Here is a 23,091-nt window from a genome sequence, read left to right as displayed (position 1 = left end):
ATCCCCCAAAGGGGCCAACCAGAACACTCTGGCTGACCTAATAATACGAAAAGACGACCTTTGCTCGTGAAGCAGAGGTCGTCTTTTTTGAATATGGAGGAGGAACGGGCCTGCGGTCTTGCATTCAGGCCAGCGATTCTTTCGCGGTTTGCTCGGTCAGCTTATAGCCGACGTTGCGGATCGTGACGATATATTCCGGATTGCGGGCATTTTGCTCGATTTTATCGCGGAGATGGCTGATATGAACGTCTACGATGCGCGTGTCCCCGATAAAATGATAGTCCCACACGCCGTGCAGCAGCTGCTGCCGGCTTAGCACTTTGCCGCGGTGCTTGCACAAAAACAGCAGCAGCTCGAATTCCTTCGGGGTCAACTCGATGGCTTTGTCGTTTACCAGCACCTCGCGCTGGTCCGGTTGAATCCGAATCGGCCCGATATGCAGCGTTTCCGGCTCGGCTATCGGGAGAGCGCTTGTCCGGCGCATAACGGCCTGGATTCGCGAGATCAGCTCCTGCGGGCTGAAGGGCTTCGTCATGTAATCGTCGGCGCCATTGTCGAGTCCGGCGATTTTGTCGGACAAGTCCTGGAGGGCCGTCAGCATGACGATCGGCACGAAGTTGTTTTGGTCGCGCAGTCTTTTACATACCTGGATACCGTCCAGCTTGGGCAGCATCAGATCGAGAACGATCAGATCGGGGCGGAATTGCGGAAGCACTTCGAAGACGGCTTCCCCGTCGTATACGCATTGCACCTCATAACCGACCAGCTTCAAATTAAATTCGATCAGCATCGAAATGGATGGCTCGTCATCGACAACCAATATTTTTTTCCTGCTCATGGTCTTCTCCTTTCAAGCGCAATCTTGGCGGGCTTTTCGGGGATTATGCTTCTCATTATGCTTCACGAACATAAAGGGAAGATTAAGCTTTCGTAAAATGGGTGTTAAAATTTTCGGTCGGTTTGTTGTATAATGAGACGGTAGCTTGTACAAAATCAGAGCTAATCTTGCGGTCTGCCTTTGTACTTGAACCATATTACTGCGGGAGAAGGTTTGCTGCTTGGCTTTTCACATCGTACTGGTCGAGCCCGAAATCCCCGCCAACACGGGCAATATCGCCCGCACGTGCGCGGCTACGGGAACGATCCTCCATCTGGTCCGTCCGCTCGGTTTTTCCACGGACGATAAAACGTTAAAGCGCGCCGGACTCGACTATTGGCATTCGGTCGATGTCCGTTACTACGACTCGTTTGACGAGCTTCGCCTGAAGCTGGCAGGCTCCCGTTTTTATTACGCGACGACCAAAGCACGGCGGCTTTATACCGATTTCGCTTACCGGGACGGCGACGTTTTCGTATTCGGTAAAGAAACGAAAGGACTGCCTCCGGAGCTCGTCGAAGCTAACCGCGACACTTGTATCCGTATGCCGATGACAGGGGCGGTCCGTTCCCTCAACTTGTCCAACTCTGCGGCGATTGTGCTGTTCGAAGGCTTGAGGCAAAACGCTTTTCTCGGGTTGACCTGACCCGACATCGGGCCGCCGTAGCGGTTCCCCGCGGGGAGCTCCGGGCGGCTCTTGCGGTTGCTGTTTCAAATCCATATCAAATCGGCATAAAGACCTATATGTAAGCAGGAGTTTGTTTGTTTTCGTCGAATTGGTAATGCTGGAAGTGGAATAAAGGGAAGGAAACCTTCTACTTTCAGCGTAAAAGAGAGGTGAGTCGAGTTGAGACCGGCAGGAGTTGTCAGAAAAGTGGACCAGTTGGGCCGCATCGTGCTGCCCAAATCGCTGCGCAAAAGATACAGAATGAACGAAGGGGATCCCGTGGAAATATTAGTTTCCGGCGATCACATATTGTTGGAGCGGTACCGCCCCAAATGTGTGTTTTGCGGTGACATGAACGGGGTTACGGAATATAGGGAGAAGCACATCTGCGTGAATTGCTTGCGTGAGATGACCGCGCTCTCGCTGTAATCGTTATCATAAAATCCTTAGCGTTTGTCCGAATTGAATTCGTTGCAAGACGCCGGCACTTTGCGTGACTCACGCAGGGGTGCCTTTTTTTTGTGCGCTTAAAGGGGTACGGCGGCAGAAGCGGCAAAAAGCCGCTCCATGCATACACCAGGTATGCAGAAGCGGCGGCGGTTGCCGTCTTATGAGTTGATCGCGCGATTCGTTCGGCGCTTACAAGCCCTTCGTTCTGTCTTCGTTGTACGAAGAGGTGAGAATGGCGGTAACGAACAAAGTGAACACGACCATGACAAGCCAAAAGGTAGAAGAAGCGAAAATGGACATGTCTGGTTACACCTCCCAGATGGAAATACCGTAATAAGCTAAGCCTATTATACCCAAAAGGCCGGGAAAAGAAAACGGCCGAATTGTGAACATTTGCAGCCCGAAGCCCGCTGCAACCGCGCTGGACAGCTATTTATTTGAAAAATAAAAAGTGCGTCGGCAAGGGGCGTAGCCGTCCGTCCGATGGGGTATTGATCGTGCGCCCTTCAAAAACGAGCGAGGTGGAGCCGCCTCCGTCCAGATTGTAGGCGTCGACTACGCGAAGCTTGGCCAGCTTGTCCTGCAGCTCGTCCAGCGTCGCGCCAGAGCCGCCCCGTTCGTCGTATCCGTCGGCGACAACGAAAAGCAGCTGGTTGTTGCCGAAATTGCCGACGATCGTGCGCGGCGCTCGTTTGGGCGAATTCAGCCATTTGGAAGGGATTTGCTGCTTGGCCCCGCCTTTGAGCAAAATCGGCACGAATGTCGCCCCGAAGGACGGGTTCAGCTTGTCCAGATCGGCCTGCCGCGAAAATTTGCCGCCGATCAGCTTGCGGTCCTTGCTAAGGCCCACGAACGCCAAATCCTCGAAGGTCGGCTCGAAGCCGTAGACATACTTCCCGTTCAGCATCGTGGTGCTGAGCGGATACCGTTTGCCGTCGTCCGAGTCGGCGAACCCACCGGCATTGATGCCGGCAATGGCTCCGTACCGGTTTGCCGCGGCCAAGGTCGTTTCCGAGCTGCCGACCTTATCTTTGCCTAACGCCATCTTCATCGCATTATCGGATTTCAGATCGACTTTAAGCGCATACCCTTTATAATTCGGATCGGAAAACTGATAAAGCCGCAAATCGATGTTCCCGGAGGTCACCGTCCGGGTCGGCTTGCCGAACACCGCAGCGATCCGGTTGTCGAAAATAAGCGAAGGACGGGCGGCCTGGGCCGTTGCGAGCTTCAGCATGGAACTCGTATCATTGGCGCTTTGCTCGTACAGTTTGAAAAACTGCTCGATCGTGCTTTTCGTGGCGACGGCGTTGACCTTCGCTTTGTCGAGGCTTTGCTGAACTTGGCCGGCTTCTGCCGACAAGCCGAACGGTTGCAGCGAAGGCGTGAAGCCGAGAAGGGGCATGTCCAGCGTGAAGCCCGCCGTCAGAAGCCAGATAGCCATGCCGATAAACGGAGCCAAGGAAAGCAGGAAGAAGCGGTTTATTTCGCGTGCCGTCATTTGAGCACGTCCAGGTTTTGCTTAAGCTCGTCGAGCTTTTTCTTGACCTCGGCCAATTGGGTGTACAACTGGTTGCTGTTATCGGTCTTGCTGTTGGCGCTGTCTTTCGTGAAAGCCAGCAGCTCGTTAAACGAATCGACCTTTGTTTGCAGGGCGGTCATGTCGGCAGCGAAACTTGTTTTTAATTCCTCCAGCTGCTTCTGGTATTCCGTTTGCATCGCTTGCAACTGCTGCTCGGTCTGGGCGGCCAGTTGGGCGCTTAGCTGCGTTCTCAAGTGCGCGGTATACAGCATCGTCCCCATGACGCCGGTGGCGATCAACAGAAACCAGCTGGTGAAAAACAACAGGTACGATTTTTTGGACGTAGCCTTTTTGGCCGGTTTGACGCTGCGCGCCGCCACGACAGCCGGACTGGCGTTTGCTTCCATTTGCGTGCTCAAGGGTTCACCTCTGCTTCTTCATTGCGGAAAATATATCTAATTGGACGAATGTTTCGGCAAAATGTTTCAAGATTCCCGCAAAAATTTAAATTATGTATAAAGACGACAAGACGTCTCCTCATATTTTAACAATTGTCGCCCTTTTTCGCCAGAGAGGTTTTCCTCCTGTTTATTGTCGATACGATTGGGTCGGAACGGGAATACTGAAACAAACGGCTAAGACGAAGGAGAGCAAAGCATGTCGACGGTATACGACTGTGCAATCGTAGGCGGAGGGGTAGCCGGCTTGCAAGCAGCCATCCAGATGGGCAGATACGGGCGTTCCACACTCGTGGTCGACAAAGGGGATGGCCGCTCGACCGTATGCCGCCTCTACCGCAATATATTAGGTTGGCCGGACGGCATATCCGGTCAGGAGCTGCGCAGGCTGGGAAGGGAGCAGGCGGAGCGGACGGGCGTCCGGTTCGTGCAGGACGGGATCGCGGAGGCTGGAAGCGGGGAAGGCTTGTTTTGGCTAAAAGGGCAGGAAGACGTGTACCAAGCCAAAACCGTACTCCTAGCCACCGGCATAGTCGATCGCTACCCTCCATTGCCCGGGCTCGAGCCGTGTCTCGGCAAAACGGTATACGTGTGCCCGGATTGCGACGGGTACGAGATCCAAAACCGGCGTACTGTCATTATGGGCTCCGGCGATAGCGGAGCGCAGATGGCCCTGATTCTTTCTGAGCGAACGGATAAGCTTCTTTACGTCAATCATGAGGGAAAGGACGTTGCCGGGGAAGTGTCGCAGCAGTTGTCCGTCAAAGGGATTACTGTCTTAATTGAACCAATTGAGCGAGTGGTGCAAGAAGAGGATGGCTCCACATTTCACGGCGTCGTTCTGGCAAACGGCCGTCTTGTGGAAGCGGAACGGGGGTTTATCGCGTTCGGGGGCAATGAAGTTCGTTCGGCGCTGGCAGGCCAACTGGGTGCGGAGCGGCATGAAAACGGCCATATTATGACCGATTCCCGCTCGAAAATGACATCCGTCCCGAACGTCTGGGCGGCTGGCGATATTGGCGTTCATGCGGAGCAGGTGACGATTGCGATGGGCGAAGGGAGCCAGGCTGCCATATGGATGCATAAAGCTTTGCGGCAAATGGACCAGTCGGCGTACGCCCCATGATCGTGTTCCATAGGATCGGACAACTCTAGCTTTACGTAAAAGAGCCTCCGATTCCACCCGATTGAGGTGGAGCCGGAGGCTCTTTATTCATGCGTAACAAATGCTTTAGCGGAGCGTCGAAGCATCTGAACAGAAACTCGAGATAACCTCGCGATGTCTCGCCTAAGCGTTAAACCGTTTTTTGCGGAACCGGAGTACAACGCCGGCGGCGATAAGGAGAGCTCCCACCCATGGAGCGATCGGCAGTGATTCACCAGTTTCTGGGAGAATCGCAACGCCTGCTTCCCGGGAGAGTTGCGCCGCTCTCGTCTTCTCGTCCGAATCGTTTTGCGTAAGTCCGTTTCCGTACTTATCGGTTAAGGAATCTTCCTGGTCCTGACCGGATTGAGCGGCCGGGTTATTTCCGTCCGGCTGGCCGGATTCGGCACTGCCCGTTTCGGCATTGCCGGATTCGGAGTTACCCGTACCCGGATTGCCCGTGCTCGGATTACCTGTGCTCGGGTTGCTCGTGCTTGGATTACCCGTGCCCGGATTGCCTGTGCCCGGATTGCCCGTGCCTGGGTTACCCGTGCCCGGATTGCCCGTGCCTGGGTTACCCGTGCCCGGATTGCCCGTACCCGGATTGCCCGTGCCTGGGTTGCCAGTGCCCGGATTACCCGTGCCCGGATTGTCCGTGCCTGGGTTACCCGTACCCGGATTGCCCGTGCCAGGGTTGCCGGTGCCTGGGTTGTCCGTTCCATTCGGCTTCAGTCCGGCATCGATGGTCAGATTCGTTTCACCTGGGGCGAGCGTAATCAGACTGGTTTTGCCGTCAGCTTGAGCGTCCGAGTCGATGGTCTTGTCGGAGCCTGCCCCTTTCAGCGTAAAGGTGTAGCCGTCAGGCAAGCTGAATTCGACCTGGTACTGTCCGGCAATCAAGTTATCGAATAAATAATAGCCCGGTTTGCCATAGACAGTAGAGGTGACGGTGGAACCAAGCAGATCACCGTTCGCCTTGTACAGTTTGACGGTAACGCCGTTTAATCCGGTATTGCCGTCATTCTGAATACCGTCTCCGTTCGTATCGATCCACACGTAGTCACCGATCGCTCCCAGCAAAGGAGGAACGGGAATCGGCTTCAGTCCGGCATCGATGGTCAGATTCGTCTCGCCCTGAGCGAGCGTGATAAGATCCGTCCAGCCATTCGGATTGACGTCGGAATCGGCGGCCCTGTTGTCCCCCACGCCTTTTGCGGTGAACGTGTAACCGCTAGGCAGGTCGAACGCTACCCGGTATTGCCCCGCATCCAGATTATTGAAGCGGTAATAGCCAGGTGTGCCGTAAACGTTGGCGGTGACGGTAGTGGCGAGCAGGTTGCCCGCTGCGCTGTACAGTCTGACCGTAATACCATCCATGCCGGTATTGCCGTCATTCTGAACGCCGTCGCCGTTCGTGTCCACCCATACGTAGTCGCCGATCGAGCTGATCGCCGGAGGAATCGGAACCAGCACCAGACCGGCATCGATGGTCAGGTTCGTCTCGCCTTGGGCAAGGGTAATCAGATCGGTCTGTCCGTCCGGATTGACATCGGAGTCGGCGGCAGGATTACTGCCCGTCCCCTTCGTCGTGAACATGTAGCCGTCCGGCAGCACGAACTCGATCTTGTATTTCCCTGCGTTCAGGTTATCGAACTGGTAATGCCCGTACACGGACGAATATACCGATTGGTACACCGAACTCGTGACAGTGGAGGACAACAATTGTCCGAATTCGTTGTACAGCTTGACCGTGATGCCGTTCAAGCCGGTATTGCCGTCATTCTGGATGCCGTCGCCGTTGGCGTCGAACCATACCAGATCACCCAGTGCGCCCGGCAAAGGCAGAAGACCGGCATCGATTGTCAAGTCCGATTCGCCCTGCGCCAACGTAATCCAGTCCGTGGTGCCGTCGGCAGTGGCGTCGGAGTCAAGCCTTCTGTCCGAACCCGCTTGTAACGGAGAAAATGCGTAACCCGACGGAAGCGTAAATTTCACCTTATACGTGCCGGCATTCAAACCGGTGAATAAGTAGGAGCCCGCTTTACCGTCGATCTCCCGCGTAGTCGTCGTAGTCAGCAGCGCGCCGGAATCGTTATACAGCGATACCGTTACGCCGTTCAGACCGACTTCTCCGTTATTCTGGATACCGTCTTTATTCGTGTCTATCCAGACGAAATCGCCGATCATGCCCTTGGCCAAAACCAAACCGGCATCAATCGTCTGGTTCGATTCGCCCCGGCCCAGTTGGATTGCATCCGTTTTACCGGTGCTGGTATCCGCATTGGAGTCCAGATCGGACGCACTGTTGATTCCTTTCACCGTAAACAGATAAGTGTTGGGCAGCTCGAACTGAACGAAGTACGTTCCTGTAAACAGGTTGTCGAACTGGTAGTAGCCGTCGCCGTAAGTGGCGTCCGTTACCGTGGCGGTCGTGCGCAGCAAGTTGCCGCTTGCATCCAGCAGCTTCACGGTTACGCCGTTCTTGCCTGTCTCGCCTGGGTCCTGCAGTCCGTTCTCGTTGCTGTCGAACCAGACGCGATTGCCGATGCTGGACTTGGCTTCGATCAGCCCTGCATCCACGTTCATGTTCGATTCCGCATGTCCGAGAACGATCGGATCGGTTGTACCGTCAGGCTTGGCGTCGGAGTCATCCCCTGCAGTACCGGGGCTGGCCGCCGAACCTTTCGTCGTGAAGCGGAACGTTGCGTTGTTCGGCAAGACGAATTGTACCTTGTACGTGTCCGACCACAGATTATCGAACAAATAGTTGCCGTTCGTGTCTGTCGTCGTCGTGGCAAGCACCGTATTGCTGCTATCGAGCAGCTTGACGGTTACGCCGGCTTTCCCCGGTTCGCCTGCATCCTGCACGCCATTCTCATTCACATCGATCCAGACGCGGTCGCCGAGGCTGGATTTTGGCTCGACCAGTCCTGCGTCGATCGTTTGATTCGAATCTCCGTTGGCGGTAAGGGTCACTTGAGCGGTCAACCCGGTTGAATCGGCGTTGGAGTCGCTGTCGGATGCGGCGTCAGAGCCTTTCTTCGTAAAGCGGTAACCGCTCGGCAAGTCGAACTTGACGCTGTACGTGTCCGGAAACAGGTTAGCGAACTGGTAGTAACCATCGCCGTAAATGGAATCGGTCACGGTCGTCGTCGTGGCGATAACGTTGCCGGAGACATTCAGCAGCTTGACCGTTACGCCGTTCTTGCCCGGTTCGCCCGCATCCTGCACGCCGTCGCCGTTGTCGTCGATCCAGACGCGGTTGCCAATGCTGGACCGGCCCACGATTAAGCCGGCGTCGACGTTCGAGTTGGCTTCGGCATGTTCAAGTACGATCGGATCGGTAATGCCATCCGGATCCGCATCGGAATCATCCCCTGCAATACCGGGGCCGGCGGCCGTACCTTTTTTCGTGAAGCGGAACGTAGCGTCCGGCAGGACGAATTTCACCTTGTACGTGCCGGGCCACAGCTGATCGAACAAAAAATTGCCGTTTGTATCCGTCGTCTTCGAAGCAAGCTCGTTACCGCTGCTATCGAGCAGCTTGACGGTTACGCCAGATTTGCCGAGTTCACCGGCATCCTGAATGCCATTGTCGTTGGCATCCATCCAGACGCGATCCCCGATGCTGGCCTTCGGTTGAACCAGTCCGGCGTCAATCGTTGGAATCGATTGGCCGTTGTACGTAAGGGTCACTTGCTCCGTCCGTCCGGTGGCGGGATCGGCATTGGAATCCGTATCGGACGCCGGATCGGTGCCCTTCTGCGTAAACCGGTAACCGCCGCCGCTCGGCAAGTCGAACTGGACGCTATACGTGTCCGGCCAGAGATTGTCGAACAGGTAGTAGCCGTCGCCGTAAATGGAATCGGTCACGGTCGTCTTCGTGGCGATAACAGTGCCGGAGGCATTCAGCAGCTTGACCGTTACGCCGTTCTTGCCCGGTTCGCCCGCATCCTGCACGCCGTCGCCGTTGTCGTCGATCCAGACGCGGTTGCCGATGCTCGAGCGGGCTTGGATCACGCCGGCATCAATGTTTGGATTCGACTCGGCGTGTCCGAGTGTAATCGCATCGGTGATGCCCGTTGTCGGTTCAGCATCGGAATCGGTGGCAGGCGTAGCAGTGCTTGCGCCTTTGACCGTAAACTTGTGCTTGTCGTTCGGCAGGATGAACTTCACCCTGTACGTGCCCGGCCAAAGCTTGTCGAACAAGTAATTGCCGTTGGTGTCCGTCGTCTTTGTGGCAAGCTCGTTATTGCTGCTATCGAGCAGCTTGACGGTTACGCCGGCTAAGCCGACTTCGCCGGCATCCTGCACGCCGTTCTCGTTGAAGTCGATCCAGACGCGGTCGCCCAAGCTGGCCTTCGGTTCGACCAGTCCGGCGTCAATCGTCGGATTCGAATCCCCATTGTTCGCAAGGATCACTTGCTCCGTCCGTCCGGTGGCGGGATCGGCATTGGAGTCCGTATCGGACGCCGGATCGGTGCCCTTCTGCGTAAACCGGTAGCCGCCGCCGGCAGGCAAGTCGAACTGGACGCTATACGTGTCCGGCCAGAGATTGTCGAACAGGTAGTAGCCGTCGCCGTAAATGGAATCGGTCACGGTCGTCTTCGTAGCGATAACAGTGCCGGAGGCATTCAGCAGCTTGACCGTTACGCCGTTCTTGCCCGGTTCGCCTGTATCCTGCACGCCGTTCGCGTTATCGTCGATCCAGACGCGGTTGCCGATGCTCGAGCGGGCTTGGATCACGCCGGCATCAATGTCCGTTCTGGACTGGCCATGTCCGAGCGTAATCGCATCGGTGATGCCGTTTGTCGGTTCGGCATCGGAATCGGTGGCAGGCGTAGCAGAGCTTGCGCCTTTGACCGTAAACTTGTGCTTGTCGTTCGGCAGGATGAACTTCACCTTGTACGTGCCCGGCCAAAGCTTGTCGAACAAGTAATTGCCGTTGGTGTCCGTCGTCTTTGTGGCAAGCTCATTATTGCTGCTATCGAGCAGCTTGACGGTTACGCCGGCTAAGCCGACTTCGCCGGCATCCTGCACGCCGTTCTCGTTGAAGTCGATCCAGACGCGGTCGCCCAAGCTGGCCTTCGGTTCGACCAGTCCGGCGTCAATCGTCGGATTCGAATCCCCGTTGTTCGCAAGGGTCACTTGCTCCGTCCGTCCGGTGGCGGGATTGGCATTGGAATCCGTATCGGACGCCGGATCGGAGCCATTCTGCGTAAACCGGTAGCCGCCGCCGGCAGGCAAGTCGAACTGGACACTGTACGTGCCCGGCCACAGCTTGTCGAACAAGTAGTAGCCGTCGCCGTAAATGGAATCGTTCACGGTCGTCGTATTGGCGATAGCGGTGCCGGAGGCATTCAGCAGCTTGACCGTTATGCCGTTTTTGCCCGGTTCGCCCGCATCCTGCACGCCGTTCGCGTTATCATCGATCCAGACGCGGTTGCCGATGCTCGAGCGGGCTTGGATCACGCCGGCGTCAATCTTCATGTTCGATTCCCCATGGGCCAGCTCGATCGAGTCGGTTTTGCCGGTTGCCGTGTTAGCGTCGGAATCGGTGGCAGGCGTAGCTGTGCTTGCGCCTTTGACCGTAAACTTGTGCTTGCCGTCCGGCAGGACGAACTGCACCTTGTACGTGCCGGCCCACAGCTTATCGAACAAGTAGTTGCCGTTCGTGTCCGTTGTCTTCGTCGCCAGCACGTTGTCGCTGGCGTCTAACAGTCTGACGGTTACGTTCGCCAAATCGGGCTCGCCCGCATCCTGTACGCCGTTTTCGTTGAAGTCGATCCAGACGCGGTCGCCCAAGCTGGCTCTAGGCTCGATCAAGCCCGCGTCGATCGTCATATTCGCTTCGTCTTTCGCGAGTGTGATCGTGGCCGTCTTGCCGGTCGTTACGTCTGCATCGGAATCCTTGGTGCGGTCGGGGCCTTCCTTGTACTTGGTGAAACGGAAATCGCCAGTCGGCTTTTCAAACAGAACGGTGTAGTCTCCGGCGGTCAAATAAGGGAACAAGTATTGACCGTTGGTATCCGTCGTCGTCGTGCCGATCAAAAATCCGTTCTTGTCGTAAAGCTTGACGACAACTCCGCTTTTGCCGGGTTCTCCGGCATCCTGTAAGCCGTTGCCGTTATCGTCGAGCCAAACTGTATCCCCGATTTTGCCCTTCGGGGCGATCAGACCGCCATCGATGTCGTAATTTTTCGCACCGGCGGCAAGTGGTATTGCAGCAGTCCATCCTGTAGTCGGATCGGCGTCGGAGCCGGTTGCGCCCGTTCCTGCGGAAGCAATCGTCCAGCCGTCATAGCCGTCCGGCGTAATGAACCTCACCTTGTAGTTGCCGGGAACCAGATTGGGGAACAAGTAGTAGCCCGGTTGCCCCGTCTGATTGTTGCTTGTAATCGTCGTTTGAAGCGGCGTCGTCAGGTTGGCTTCATCATACAGCTCCACTTGAACCCCGTTGACGCCATGCTCCGGACCTTCGTTCTGCGTTCCATCGCCGTCGACGTCCCGCCATACGTAGTTGCCGATCTCCGCAAGCGTGCTTGTATTCACGACAACGCCGACTTTGAGCGGCTCGGTCGTCAGCAGCATCGTATTGGTGTCGGCCCGTTTGGCGGTGAAGCCGAAGGATGCCCAAGCGTTCTGGTTAGGCGGCGCGTCTATCGGGGCGCGCATGACCCAGTTTAGCTCCAGCTCCTGACCCGGCTGGATCACGTAGCTGTCGTCGAACTCGAACTTGACTCCCGTAACGAGCGTCAGATCGGCGGGTGGCTCGGTCGACCAGTGGCCGTCGCTCATCGACACCGACGGATCGGTGCTGTAGCTGATCTTGACCTTGGCGGCGAGCGCCGGATCGGGGATCGTTATTTTGCCGGTCAGCGAAGGACTCCATTTGCTGTCGCGCTGCGACTTGTCGACCACGCCCGTATCGCCTATCCGCGGAAGCGCGTCGACGATCAGCAATCCTTTGGTCGGGATGTTGCCGACGTTCGTAATTTGCAGCTTGTACTTGACGTTTCCGCCCGGCGTCGTTTTGCCGATGTCCGGGTATTTGCTCCACGCTCCGTTATCCAAATCGCCTTGTACCCATTTGACGGATACGAGACGGGCGACGGAGTTGATGTAGACGAAGCTGGAGTTGTACAAGTACCACTTGTTGTTTTTAAACAGCTTTTGTGTGAAGTCGGCATTGTTCAAATAGACGTGCTTATCCGAACTGACCTCGGCCACGTTCTCGATATTCCCGGTAGACGTACCCGGTTTGACGACTGCCTCCAGCTCCAGCTCGATTTTCTTGTCGATGCCGATAGTGGCGGGAAGAGTGTCGTCCCATTTCCAGGTAATTAGCGTCCGATTCGGATCGGTGTCGGGCACGGCAGTAATGGTGGGGGCCGCGATCGTCAGACCGCCTTTGTCGGCCACTTTGGCGCTTCCCGCCACGTACTGCAGCGATGCGGGCAGCAGGTCGGTAACGACCGGATTTTGCAGCGCTGCGCTGCTGTAGCTCGAGTTGGAAATGGAAATCCGGTACTTGATCGTATCGCCCGGCGAGAAGTTCGTGCCGTTAACCGACGATTTCTTCACCTCGACGAGCGGACGGCTTTGTACGATACGGACATCCGCGGACTTGGTATCCGTCTTCGTCTGCCCCTCAAACTCGTACTTCAGCACGGCTGAATTCGTGACGAGTGTGCCGGGCTGAACCGGTGCGTTGAAGGCCGGGTCCGATTTGTAGCGCAGCTCGATCGGGGCCTGCTGGTCAAAATCGATCGGCACTTCCCCGAAGATCAGCTTGACGCCTTTCACGTTCGCTCCGGAGACCGGAGCGTCGGCCGTTTTCAGCGTCGTCTTCGTACTTGCGCTCACCGTATCCCAGTCCGTCCAGTCGCTTTCCGCTGGGTTCGCGTTCAGCGTATATTGGACCTTGTAGGATGGAATGCCGCTGAATGCGGGTGTCTCGATCTGTACCAGCTCGAGATGGGGCGGGGTCATGTCGACAACCTCGTATTTCTGCAGGTTGACGTTGGCCCGGCTGTACAAGCCCCCGATATAAAAATTGACTTCCTGCCCCGGCGATATTTCCTTCTGGGCTTGATGTACCCATTTGTCGAAACGGGTGCCGTCATTCTGCGGTATCGTTGTAAATCCGTGCGTCACTTCTGCATGACGCGCTACCGCCGCTTCGCCGAGCGCTGTGTAGCTGGCGTCGGCTTTGTTTGTGACCGTGCCGGTGATGGTGCTCGGGTATTTGACCTTGACCCAAAAATCCACGGTCGAAGGAGAGTTCTCGCCCAGCGTTCCCAAGTTCCAGGTCACAAGCTGGCCATAAACCGCCGGGGTTACGCCCGATGTCGAACGGGTTCCCAGCAATACTGCGCCGTCCGGCAGAAGGTCGGTTACGACCACGTCGGAGAGGCTCAACTTGCCGTAGGAGCCGGAGCCTGTATCCTTGAAGGTCAGCTTGTATTCGACCTCGCTGCCAGCCATGGGATCGACGGCTTCCACCGGACGCGAACGGTCCTTGGACAGTTCCCAGGAGGCTGCAGCCCGCGCCTTCACCGCTACGTCATTGGACTGCACGCTGCCCTGGTCGCTGCGAAACTCGCTCCTGGTGGTGGCCGTTCTGTCGTTCGGTGTCGTATAATTGCCGAAATAAGCGTTGACTTGAAGCGTTCCGGTCGTACCGGCCGAAAGGGTTCCTGAAAAATTGAAAATAACGGAGTGGGTAGCCGAGTCATACGAGCTGAACGTATCCGCGCTGTCGATGGACGAATCGAATTTGATCTCGTTCGGCAGCGGCAGGGCGATAAGTGCGTTCGAATACTGCTGAGTCGTGCTGGATACGCTGTAATCGATCTCGTATGTAAAACGTTTCCCGGAGTCCACGACCGTTTCGGTACTTCGCATGGCGAGCTGGATTCCGGCCGTTGTTCCGGCGTCCGCCCCTGCCGGGGTTGGCAGCAGCACGTTCAGGAAAAGTACCAGAGCCCAGACTGCCGCTTGAATCCGTTTAAGCCTTTGCATGCTTGTATTCTCCTTATCTTTCCGGCTGTGCAGTTTTCTATAATAATCAATTCCTTCGCTTCGCTCCCGAAAGTCCTCTAGGTGTCGTATGTTCGGGAATACGCCGTCCGTACTGCACACGGAATGCGACGCAGCCGATTAGGCACGATGAGCGAGCCGTTCATTCCCCCTTTTCGCTTGTCCAAAGTCAGGTCGGTTGACCGTGTTTCTGCTTTGTACGAGCCGTCTATGCCCGAACGAAGTACGTGCCGGAACCGATAAAATTGTCGAATCGGTTGCGCTGTTCTGACAGCGAATCATTTAATCAGAACGCACTGTACAAATTCTGAACAATTCCTTTTTTTCGGGAAAAATGTCCCCGCCGCGTATCCGGTAAGCAAATGTTCAAAAAATGTTCAGTCGTTGGCGGTACGATACGGATATCCCGCCTTTCAGGAAGGCAGAGGGGGTGCAATCGTGATCGGCGAAAAAAGGAACCGCTACCGAATGGCGGACGCCCCCGGTTTCCGGACGACCGGAGCGGGGGGAGATACCAAAAAACAAATCCATACGAGCTCTGCGCGCAACGAAGCGCATATTCTCATTGTCGATAGCCTCGATGACAGGTCGGTGCCGGAAAGCTTGCTTGCGCTTGAAAACGTGCGCATCAGTACGGCGTCCCGGGGGGAGGAAGCGCTCCGCCTGCTGGCCCGTATCGGGAAGCCGGATCTGGTCGTGCTGGAGCTTGCTCTGCCCGATCTGTCCGGAGCCGAGCTGTGCCGCCGCATACGCGAGCGCTGTGCACTGTACGAGCTGCCGGTTCTGGTGCTCGCCGAGGGCGGATGCGACGAAGATATGGCCGAGGCGCTCTCCGCCGGGGCAAACGATTTTCTGGCCAGGCCGGTTCAAGCATCGGAGCTGCGCGTGCGCGCGGCGACTCTGCTTGCGATGGGGGCCGCCGTGCGGGAAAGGGTCAAGATCGAATCGTCTTTGCTGCGCTCGCAGATCAAGCCGCAGTTTTTGTTTAATGCGCTTAATTCGATCATGGCGCTCAGCGAGGAGTCGCCCGAGCAGATGCGGCTTTTGCTGATGGAATTTTCTCGCTATATGCGGGAGAGCTTTCGTTATGAAGGGCTGTCCCAGGTCGTGGCATTCGAGCGGGAGCTGCAATTGATCCGTTCTTACTTGTATATTGAACGAACGCGGTTCGGCGAGCGGTTGCGGGCGACGATCAAGGTACAGGAAGGTCTCGCCTTTTACTTGCCTCCGTTGACGATCCAGCCCATCGTGGAAAATGCGATTCGTCACGGGCTGATGAAGCGAAAGACGGGAGGCCGGCTGTCGATAGCCGTCTCGCTGGAAGAGGGCTTCTACGTCATCCGCATTCGCGACGATGGGGTGGGCATCGAGAATACGATGCTCAAGGAGCTGCAGGCCGATTGCGGACCCATGTCCGGAAAAGGCATTTCGATTGCAAACGCCAGGCTGATGCGTCAATATGGAACAAGACTGGATATCGAGAGCGAGCCGGGCAGAGGGACGAACGTTACGGTCAAGCTGCCGGCTGCCATCGCGGACAGTCCCGAGCTGGCCGAGACCGAAACCGGGGATACTAAGGGTTACAGTTCGCGCATGTATGTGGAGCAGGGGTTCTCCTGGCCTTTATGACCGAGGTGCCTGATAGAGGGCGGCAGAGTCGGGACAAGCGGCATTTATGGAAGAGGTGAGCGACAGTTGAAGGCGATATTGGTAGACGATGAAATGCTGGCCTTGCGATACTTGGAGAAGAAGCTGGTCGTCAACGGGCAGATAGAGGTGATCGGAAAATATTTGGACGTGGAGGAAGCGCTGGAGGCCGTAACGGAACTATCCCCTGACGTGATCTTTCTCGACATCGATATGCCCGGGCTGAGCGGGATCGAGGCGGCGGAGCTATTGGCCGAGAAAGCCCCGGCTACGAGCGTCGTGTTTATTACGGCTTACGAAGAATATGCGCTGAAGGCGTTCGAATTGAATGCGGTCGACTATTTGCTAAAGCCGGTCGAAGACGAGCGTCTGTCTCGTACGGTGCTGCGGCTGTCGAGCCGTATGCAGAGCCGCATGCAGAGCAAGCAGGAGACGGAGGAAAACCGCCCGGCGATGCTGCGTTGTTTTCAGATTATGGAGTTCGATTTGGACAAGCCCGAAGCGATCCCGTGGCGCACGACGAAGGCGCAGGAGCTGTTCGCTTACTTGGTCCATTACCGCGATTCCCTGGTGCGCAAAGACGTGCTGCTGGAACTGCTTTGGCCGGAGGTCGATGTGAAGCGGGGCAATACGCAGCTGTATACGGCGGTGTATCAAATCCGCAAAACGATGGATGCGCTCGGCATCGATATCCGGATCGTCAGCTTCGAGAAGGGGTATCGGCTGGAGCTGAACGGGATGAAGCTCGACGTGGAGGAATGGGAACGCGGCGTCATGCAGGAGAAGGAAATCCGGCCGGACAATCTGGACAGGCATTACCGTCTGCTCGATTTGTACCGCGGCGATTATTTTGCCGAATACGATTATTTGTGGGCCGAAAGCGAGCGGGAGCGACTAAAGACGATCTGGTTGCGTCATGCGTTGGCTGTAGCCGAATGGCTGGATGGCGAAGAGCGGCGGACGGAGGCGGTCTCGCTGTATTACCGCATCGTACGGATGTTCCCGTATTCCGAGCAGGTTTACTTCGCGTTGATGCAGCAATACGACAAGCTCGGCGAGTGGACGTCGGTAGATAAATGGTATGCGGAGCTGGAGCACATCTTGCAGACGGAATTCGGCGCCGACGTTTCGGAGACGATCCGGACGTGGTACGATGGCCGAAAGCCGGGCAAACGCACCGTATAACGAACGGCATGAGGCAGGGCTGAGCGGAAGGGAGCGGACCGGAGCGCCGGGAAAGCACGGCAGGGGCGTGGTCTGTTTGCCCCGTGGAAAGCTTCGACACGCGGATGCGGCGACGGAGCGCCCGTTGCAGGTTGCGCGCGGGTGCGGAACGCTGCGATAATGTTCTTTGCGGCATTAACTCTCGTCAGAGCGCCTTCCCGCCGCGGAATAATGCTCTTTCGAGCAAAAACGCGGGCCGGTTGGCCGGAGATAGGCCGAAGCGGGCCTCTTCCGTGCGAGTTAATGTTCTTTATAGCATTAACTCTCGGCAGAGTGCCCTCCAGCCGCGGAATAGTGCTCTTTCGAGCATAAACGCGGGCCAGTTGGTCGGAGAAAGGCCGAAGCGGGTCTCTTCCGTGAGAGTTAATGCTCTTTATAGCATTAACTCTCGTCAGAGCGCCTCCCAGCCGCGGAATAATGCTCTTTCGAGCATAAACGCGGGCCAGTTGGCCGGAGAGAGGTCGATCCGGGACTCTTCTGTGCGAGTTAATGTTCTTTATAGCATTAACTCTCGGCAGAGCGCCCTCCAGCCGCGGAATAATGCTCTTTCGAGCATAAACGCGGGCCAGTCGGCTGGAGAAAGGCCGATCCGGGCCTCTTCCGTGCGAGTTAATGTTCTTTATAGCATTAACTCTCGGCAGAGCGCCTTCCGGCCGCGGAATAATGCTCTTTCGAGCATAAACGCGGGCCAGTTGGCCGGAGAGAGGTCGATCCGGGACTCTTCTGTGCGAGTTAATGTTCTTTATAGCATTAACTCTCGTTAGAGCGCCTTCCGGCCGCGGAATAATACTCTTTCGAGCATAAACGCGGGCCAGTCGGCGGCAAAGCAGCCGATTCGCGTCTTTTCACTACTTGGTTGGTGCAGAGTGAAGACTCGGCTGGCACAGAGTGAAAAGCTGCCTTCAGCACAGAAAGCCGCGACGCGAATACGGCGGTGGAGACCGTACGTGGCTGGCTGGATGCAAATGTGCCCCCTTATATGCAAGACGATTCCCCGGCACAACGGAAGCGGGAATGGAAGCGTCTAGCATATAAGGGGGACTTGTTTATTTCAGCTTCTTTTTGAAGGTGTCCATGCTTTCCTTGCCCCCGACGAAGAGGCGCTTCAGCAGAAGTGGATGCTGTGTGGGCTCGGTACGGCCCTGATCGATCGTAAAGGCGAACCGTACCCCGTGTTCCTCCAGCAGTTTGAGCGTATCTTTGTTGCGCATGCCGTATGGGTAGCAGAAAACTTCAGTGTCGACACCCATCTGCTCCTTCACGAGCCGGATCGATTCGGCGATCTCGGAGCGCTGCTCCTCGGCCGTCAATTTGTGCAAGTACGGATGCGTCATGCCATGAGGCTGAATGTCCCATCCGGCGTCGCGCAGCGCCCGAAGCTGTTCCCAATCGGCAAAGTAGCCATCCTGCCCGACCATACCGGGGGAGACGAACAGAGTGGCCGTAAAGCCGTATTTTTGCAAAATGGGCAGCGCCTCGGTGTAATTGTCCGTGTAGCCGTCGTCGAACGTAAGCAGTACCGGCTTGGCAGGAACGTTTGCGGCGCCGTCCCAGATGCCGATAAACTGCCGGAGCGTAAGGGCTGTATAGCCTTGGTCCGCCAAATAGGCCATCTGTTCGTCCAGTTTGCGCGGATCGAGCACCGCATTATTGTCGGGCTCCACGCCGATGCTGTGATAATTGAGCACCGGAATCGAAAATTTGGCCCGCTGGGGCTTAACCGGAGCGGTAGGCTGCGTCGCCGCCGAGCCTTGCACCCCATTGACAGGGGTAGTCGCCGATCCATGCGCCCCATCAATAGGAGTGGCCGCCGATCCATGCACCGCATTACCAGATGTAGCCGCCGATCCATGCGCCCCATCAATAGGAGTGGCCGCCGATCCATGCGCCGCATTACCAGATGTAGCCGCCGATCCATGCGCCCCATCAATAGGAGTGGCCGCCGATCCATGCGCCGCATTACCAGATGTAGCCGCCGATCCATGCGCCGCATTACCAGATGTAGCCGCCGATCCATGCGCCGCATTATCAGACGTGGCCGCCGAGCCATACACCACATTACCAGACGTGGCCGCCGAGCCATACACCACATTACCAGACGTGGCCGCCGAGCCATACACCACATTACCAAACGTAGTCGCCGAGCCGTACGCCGCATTACCAGACGTAGCGGCCGACCCGTTCGCCCCATTGACAGAAGCCTCCGCAGAGGATGGGTTTCCGTCGTGGGGAGCCGCGTTTGCCGAGCCGTAGCCGCCGTAAGTAATGTTATCGCTTTCAGATGGAGCGATACCGACAGGTTGCGAGGCTGCCCGGCCGTACCCCGAGCCCGCGCCTGCACCGGATTGAACGTTCGTCATCGCTTCTGCCTCCATACCCGGCTCTTTAGCGGGCGCAAGCCGGTTGGCGTCCGCGCCGGCACCCGGTCGGTGCTGCTCCCGCGACGGATCGCCGCCCGCGGAGAGCGGCTTATCGCCGTCGGCTCCCGGGGAACGAAGCGTCTGCCCGTGCTCCGGCGCAACGGAAAACCGTTCCCGCTCCTCGGCGACGCATCCCGCGCTAAACAGGGCTGCCGCAGCCAATAAAGGTGCGACACATTCGCGCAGCTTCAGTTTGTTTTTGCTAACGATACCGACCATATTCCCACCCCGCAAAAGGACTTATGTAATGTGCTACGTTCTTCTATCCATCTTATCCTACGGGTTGTCCGAACATTCCTCTTTGCCGCCGAACTTTGTCTGCCAAACGTGGCTGTATTGCTCCAGCGCCTGCTCCCCGAGAGAGGTCAGCCGGTAAATGCCGCGGTTTTCCCGCTCGAACCAGCGATAGTAGTTTTTTTGCAGCAGCAGCGCCGCCTTCGCGTTGCCGGTCAGTTCCCTGATCCGTTTAGGCGACAAGCAGCCGTGTCTTTGCAGCATGATGGCCACGTCAAGCGCTTTTTCCCGATAGGCGGTCACGAGCTTGCGCTGCGTGCTCCCCCCGACGTTGTAATCGCCGCTCCGCTCGCGGAATTCGTGGATGAGCCGTGTCGTCTTCAGCTTGCTCTTCCTCGGCGTATACGGCTCGGGCTCGCAGACGACCTGGACCGCTGGCCTGCGCTTCGATTTATAGAAGCGGACCGTCATCAGGCCGAGCCCAAGACAGCGGCACAGCCGGGACACCTCCGACCATTTCAGGCCATGTGGTGCCCGACCGCTCTCCGGCAGCTCCACGGCTACGTATACCCGGTCGGTCTGCGCCAGCCGGTCGATGCCCTGCACGAGCAAGGGCACGTTCAGCGTTTTCTTCAGCTCCACGATGACGGGGGGCTCGTCGCCGCGCAGGGCGACCAGATCGCAGTGGCGCACTTCGCCGCGCACCTCGAAGCCGAGCGACTCCATATAGCGTTTGACCGGCTCATACAGCTCGGTTTCGTTCCGGATGGCCACTTTCGCCCCCTCCTTGCAGTCAAGATCTTGATGTCGGCTTGCCGTTTGTTCGATTATATCATACGTAAGCCGCCGGGTTTGTCGGAGCGTGCCGCTTTCATCGTTTTTTCAACGATTTTGCAGAGCGGAAGCGAAAATTTTCCGGCAATTAATGGCGGGCTGGCGCATAGGTATTTAATACGCTTCAAAGTCGAGTATATCAAGGCGCATCGGAAGAGGGAGTTTGCTAGTCGGAAGGGCGACGTCTTGACGGGTGGAGATGAAAGGAGGTTACCATGGATATTTTCAAACGAATTTCAGAGCACCGCCGGGAACAGGAGAAGGCATCCTGGACAGGTATGTTTGCCGAGTACATCGAAATCGTCAAGCTAAATCCGAGCGTAGCCAAGACCGCGCATGCGCGTGTGTACGATATGATCGCATGGCACGGCGTCACCGAGGAAAACGGGAAACACAAATACAAGTTTTTCGAGCAGGATATGTTCGGCCTGGACCGGACGCTCGAGAAGCTGGTGGAGGAATATTTCCATTCCGCGGCGAGGCGGCTTGACGTGCGCAAACGGATTTTGCTGCTGATGGGGCCGGTCAGCGGGGGGAAATCGACGATCGTGGCCATGCTCAAGCGCGGGCTGGAGCGGTATTCCCGTTCGCCGGAAGGCGCCTTGTATGCCATTAAGGGATGCCCGATGCATGAAGATCCGCTTCACCTCGTTCCGACCGAGCTCCGGGCGGATATCGAGAAGGAACTGGGCGTTCGGATTGAGGGCAGCCTTTGCCCGTCCTGCCAGATGCGGCTGAAGACGGAGTTTGGAGGGCGGATCGAGGAGGTGCTGGTCGAGCGTGTTTTCTTGTCCGAGGAGGAACGGATCGGCATCGGCACGTTCAGCCCGTCGGACCCGAAATCGCAGGATATCGCCGATCTGACCGGCAGCATCGATTTTTCCACCATTACGGAGTTCGGCTCCGAATCGGACCCGCGCGCGTACCGGTTTGACGGCGAGCTGAACAAAGCGAACCGCGGTCTGATGGAATTCCAGGAGATGCTCAAGTGCGACGAAAAGTTTTTATGGAACTTGTTATCGCTCACCCAGGAGGGCAATTTCAAGGCCGGCCGGTTCGCGCTCATTTCCGCCGACGAGCTGATCGTGGCCCATACGAACGAAACGGAGTATAAGTCGTTCATCGCCAACAAGAAAAATGAAGCGCTTCAGTCGCGGATGATCGTGATGCCGGTTCCGTACAACCTGAAGGTGTCCGAGGAAGAGAAAATTTACGCCAAGCTGATCGAGCAAAGCGACATGAAGCATATTCACATCGCTCCTCATGCGCTCAGAACCGCTGCGATCTTCTCGATTCTGACCCGGCTAAAGGAAACGAAGAAGCAGGGCATGGATTTGCTGAAAAAGATGAAAATGTACGACGGCGAATCGGTGGAAGGCTTCAAGGAAGCCGATCTGAAGGAGATGCAGAACGAATATGCGGAGGAAGGCATGTCTGGAATCGACCCCAGATATATCATCAACCGCATCTCGAGCGCGCTGATCCGGCAGGACGTGCAATGCATCAATGCGCTAGACGTGCTGCGGGCGATCAAGGACGGACTCGATCAGCATCCTTCGATTTCGAAGGAAGAGCGCGAGCGGTATTTGAATTACATAGGCGTCGCGCGCAAAGAATACGACGAGTTGGCCAAGAAGGAAATCCAGAAGGCGTTCGTGTATTCGTACGAGGAATCCGCGAGAACGCTGTTCGATAACTACCTCGACAACGTGGAAGCGTACTGCAATTGGCAAAAAATACGCGACCCGCTGACCGGCGAGGAGATGGACCCCGACGAGCGGCTTATGCGTTCGATTGAGGAACAGATCGGCATTTCGGAAAATGCGAAAAAGGCGTTCCGAGAAGAGATTCTGATTCGCATGTCGACGTATTCGCGCAAGGGCAAACGGTTCGATTACAAGAGCCACGAACGGCTGCGCGAAGCGATCGAGAAGAAGCTGTTCTCGGATCTGAAGGATATCGTCAAAATTACGACGTCCACGAAGACTCCGGACGAAAACCAGCTGAAAAAAATCAACGAGGTGACGAAGCGGCTGATCGACGAGCATGGCTACTGCCCGGTATGCGCGAACGAAATGCTGCGCTACGTCGGCAGCTTGCTGAACCGCTAAACGGCAGGTAGGGTAGCGGTGGCGTCAAAAAAACCGTTGACTGGACAAATGGAACGGAACGGTCAGGTTGAGATTGGAGTAACCCTTACCGGTATGCACGCCCTTCGTCTCCGACGAAGGCGTGTTTACTGCGAGTAAGGGTTTTTTTGTCGCCGGGACCGGTTTGGGAAAAGGGGGGCGCCGATACGCGGCTGCCTATTCGATTCGGACTGAGCGGTGCATGTGAGCGGGAAGGCGAGCGCAGGAGTGGAGAGCGGTTTTTGCGCCGCGGAGCGGTTTGCGGCCGGCACGGACCGGACGCGGCCGGGCTCGATATCTGGATAGATGAATAACGAGCTGTAAGCCGCAAAATGGAAAAGGCGTGGTATAATGGACAGGAGCTCGTCTCGGCAAGTCCGGTACTGCGAAGGGCATGAGGGCCGGCTAGGCGCAGGAAAAGAAAAGCGCTCGCATTTGCAGGC

General features: G+C 56.7%; 12 protein-coding genes. 6 read left to right on the top strand and 6 right to left on the bottom strand.

Annotated features, from left to right (window positions below; translation table 11 throughout):
* Window positions 1-124: 124 nt before the first annotated feature.
* Window positions 125-838, bottom strand: a complete 714-nt coding sequence (locus ABD796_RS06735) for a response regulator (protein WP_344904891.1) — start codon at window positions 836-838, stop codon at window positions 125-127.
* Between the two features lie 220 nt (window positions 839-1,058).
* Between ABD796_RS06735 and ABD796_RS06730 the strand changes: the two genes are divergently transcribed.
* Window positions 1,059-1,523, top strand: coding sequence for a tRNA (cytidine(34)-2'-O)-methyltransferase (locus ABD796_RS06730; RefSeq protein WP_344904888.1), 465 nt, complete (start codon window positions 1,059-1,061; stop codon window positions 1,521-1,523).
* A 201-nt stretch (window positions 1,524-1,724) separates the two neighbouring features.
* A complete protein-coding gene (locus ABD796_RS06725; protein WP_344904885.1) occupies window positions 1,725-1,973 on the top strand; it encodes an AbrB/MazE/SpoVT family DNA-binding domain-containing protein in 249 nt (82 codons plus the stop codon).
* 454 nt (window positions 1,974-2,427) lie between these two features.
* Here the strand turns inward: ABD796_RS06725 and ABD796_RS06720 are convergent, their stop codons facing one another.
* Together ABD796_RS06720 and ABD796_RS06715 are read right to left on the bottom strand one after the other, a co-directional pair.
* Window positions 2,428-3,495, bottom strand: coding sequence for a phosphodiester glycosidase family protein (locus ABD796_RS06720; RefSeq protein WP_344904882.1), 1,068 nt, complete (start codon window positions 3,493-3,495; stop codon window positions 2,428-2,430).
* A complete protein-coding gene (locus tag ABD796_RS06715) occupies window positions 3,492-3,935 on the bottom strand; it encodes a hypothetical protein (RefSeq protein ID WP_344904879.1) in 444 nt (147 codons plus the stop codon). The genes ABD796_RS06720 and ABD796_RS06715 overlap by 4 nt, the downstream gene beginning before the upstream one ends.
* A gap of 238 nt (window positions 3,936-4,173) precedes the next feature.
* On the opposite strand from ABD796_RS06715, the gene ABD796_RS06710 reads away from it, so the two are divergent.
* Window positions 4,174-5,100, top strand: a complete 927-nt coding sequence (locus ABD796_RS06710) for an NAD(P)/FAD-dependent oxidoreductase (RefSeq protein WP_344904876.1) — start codon at window positions 4,174-4,176, stop codon at window positions 5,098-5,100.
* Between the two features lie 162 nt (window positions 5,101-5,262).
* Here ABD796_RS06710 and ABD796_RS06705 read toward each other — a convergent pair whose 3' ends face one another.
* Window positions 5,263-14,142: an SdrD B-like domain-containing protein gene (locus ABD796_RS06705; protein ID WP_344904873.1), complete on the bottom strand. Its 8,880-nt coding sequence runs from the start codon at window positions 14,140-14,142 to the stop codon at window positions 5,263-5,265.
* Window positions 14,143-14,598: 456 nt separating this feature from the next.
* Here ABD796_RS06705 and ABD796_RS06700 point away from each other — a divergent pair, with 456 nt between their 5' ends.
* A complete protein-coding gene (locus ABD796_RS06700) occupies window positions 14,599-15,789 on the top strand; it encodes a histidine kinase (protein ID WP_344904870.1) in 1,191 nt (396 codons plus the stop codon).
* A 66-nt stretch (window positions 15,790-15,855) separates the two neighbouring features.
* Window positions 15,856-16,992, top strand: a complete 1,137-nt coding sequence (locus ABD796_RS06695) for a response regulator (RefSeq protein ID WP_344904867.1) — start codon at window positions 15,856-15,858, stop codon at window positions 16,990-16,992.
* A 1,085-nt stretch (window positions 16,993-18,077) separates the two neighbouring features.
* On the opposite strand, the gene ABD796_RS06690 is transcribed toward ABD796_RS06695, so the two are convergent.
* Together ABD796_RS06690 and ABD796_RS06685 are read right to left on the bottom strand one after the other, a co-directional pair.
* Window positions 18,078-19,670: a polysaccharide deacetylase family protein gene (locus tag ABD796_RS06690; RefSeq protein ID WP_344904864.1), complete on the bottom strand. Its 1,593-nt coding sequence runs from the start codon at window positions 19,668-19,670 to the stop codon at window positions 18,078-18,080.
* Between the two features lie 57 nt (window positions 19,671-19,727).
* Window positions 19,728-20,459: a DUF2161 domain-containing phosphodiesterase gene (locus ABD796_RS06685; protein ID WP_344904861.1), complete on the bottom strand. Its 732-nt coding sequence runs from the start codon at window positions 20,457-20,459 to the stop codon at window positions 19,728-19,730.
* 275 nt (window positions 20,460-20,734) lie between these two features.
* On the opposite strand from ABD796_RS06685, the gene ABD796_RS06680 reads away from it, so the two are divergent.
* Complete coding sequence (locus tag ABD796_RS06680; RefSeq protein WP_344904858.1) at window positions 20,735-22,630, top strand: PrkA family serine protein kinase; 1,896 nt, start codon at window positions 20,735-20,737, stop codon at window positions 22,628-22,630.
* The last annotated feature ends 461 nt before the right edge of the window (window positions 22,631-23,091 follow it).

Source organism: Paenibacillus hodogayensis, from assembly GCF_039536325.1.
Taxonomy (GTDB): Bacteria; Bacillota; Bacilli; order Paenibacillales; family NBRC-103111; genus Paenibacillus_AB; species Paenibacillus_AB hodogayensis.
The sequence above is the reverse complement of the archived record's forward strand: the minus strand, read 5'-3'. Positions and strand labels throughout refer to the sequence as shown.

What these genes read in the sequence shown, in the direction of transcription:
- ABD796_RS06705 (WP_344904873.1), bottom strand. Translation starts at nt 14,142, where the DNA reads ATGCAAAGGCTTAAACGGATTCAAGCGGCAGTCTGGGCTCTGGTACTT.
- ABD796_RS06720 (WP_344904882.1), bottom strand. Translation starts at nt 3,495, where the DNA reads ATGACGGCACGCGAAATAAACCGCTTCTTCCTGCTTTCCTTGGCTCCG.
- ABD796_RS06690 (WP_344904864.1), bottom strand. Translation starts at nt 19,670, where the DNA reads ATGGTCGGTATCGTTAGCAAAAACAAACTGAAGCTGCGCGAATGTGTC.
- ABD796_RS06735 (WP_344904891.1), bottom strand. Translation starts at nt 838, where the DNA reads ATGAGCAGGAAAAAAATATTGGTTGTCGATGACGAGCCATCCATTTCG.
- ABD796_RS06680 (WP_344904858.1), top strand. Translation starts at nt 20,735, where the DNA reads ATGGATATTTTCAAACGAATTTCAGAGCACCGCCGGGAACAGGAGAAG.
- ABD796_RS06710 (WP_344904876.1), top strand. Translation starts at nt 4,174, where the DNA reads ATGTCGACGGTATACGACTGTGCAATCGTAGGCGGAGGGGTAGCCGGC.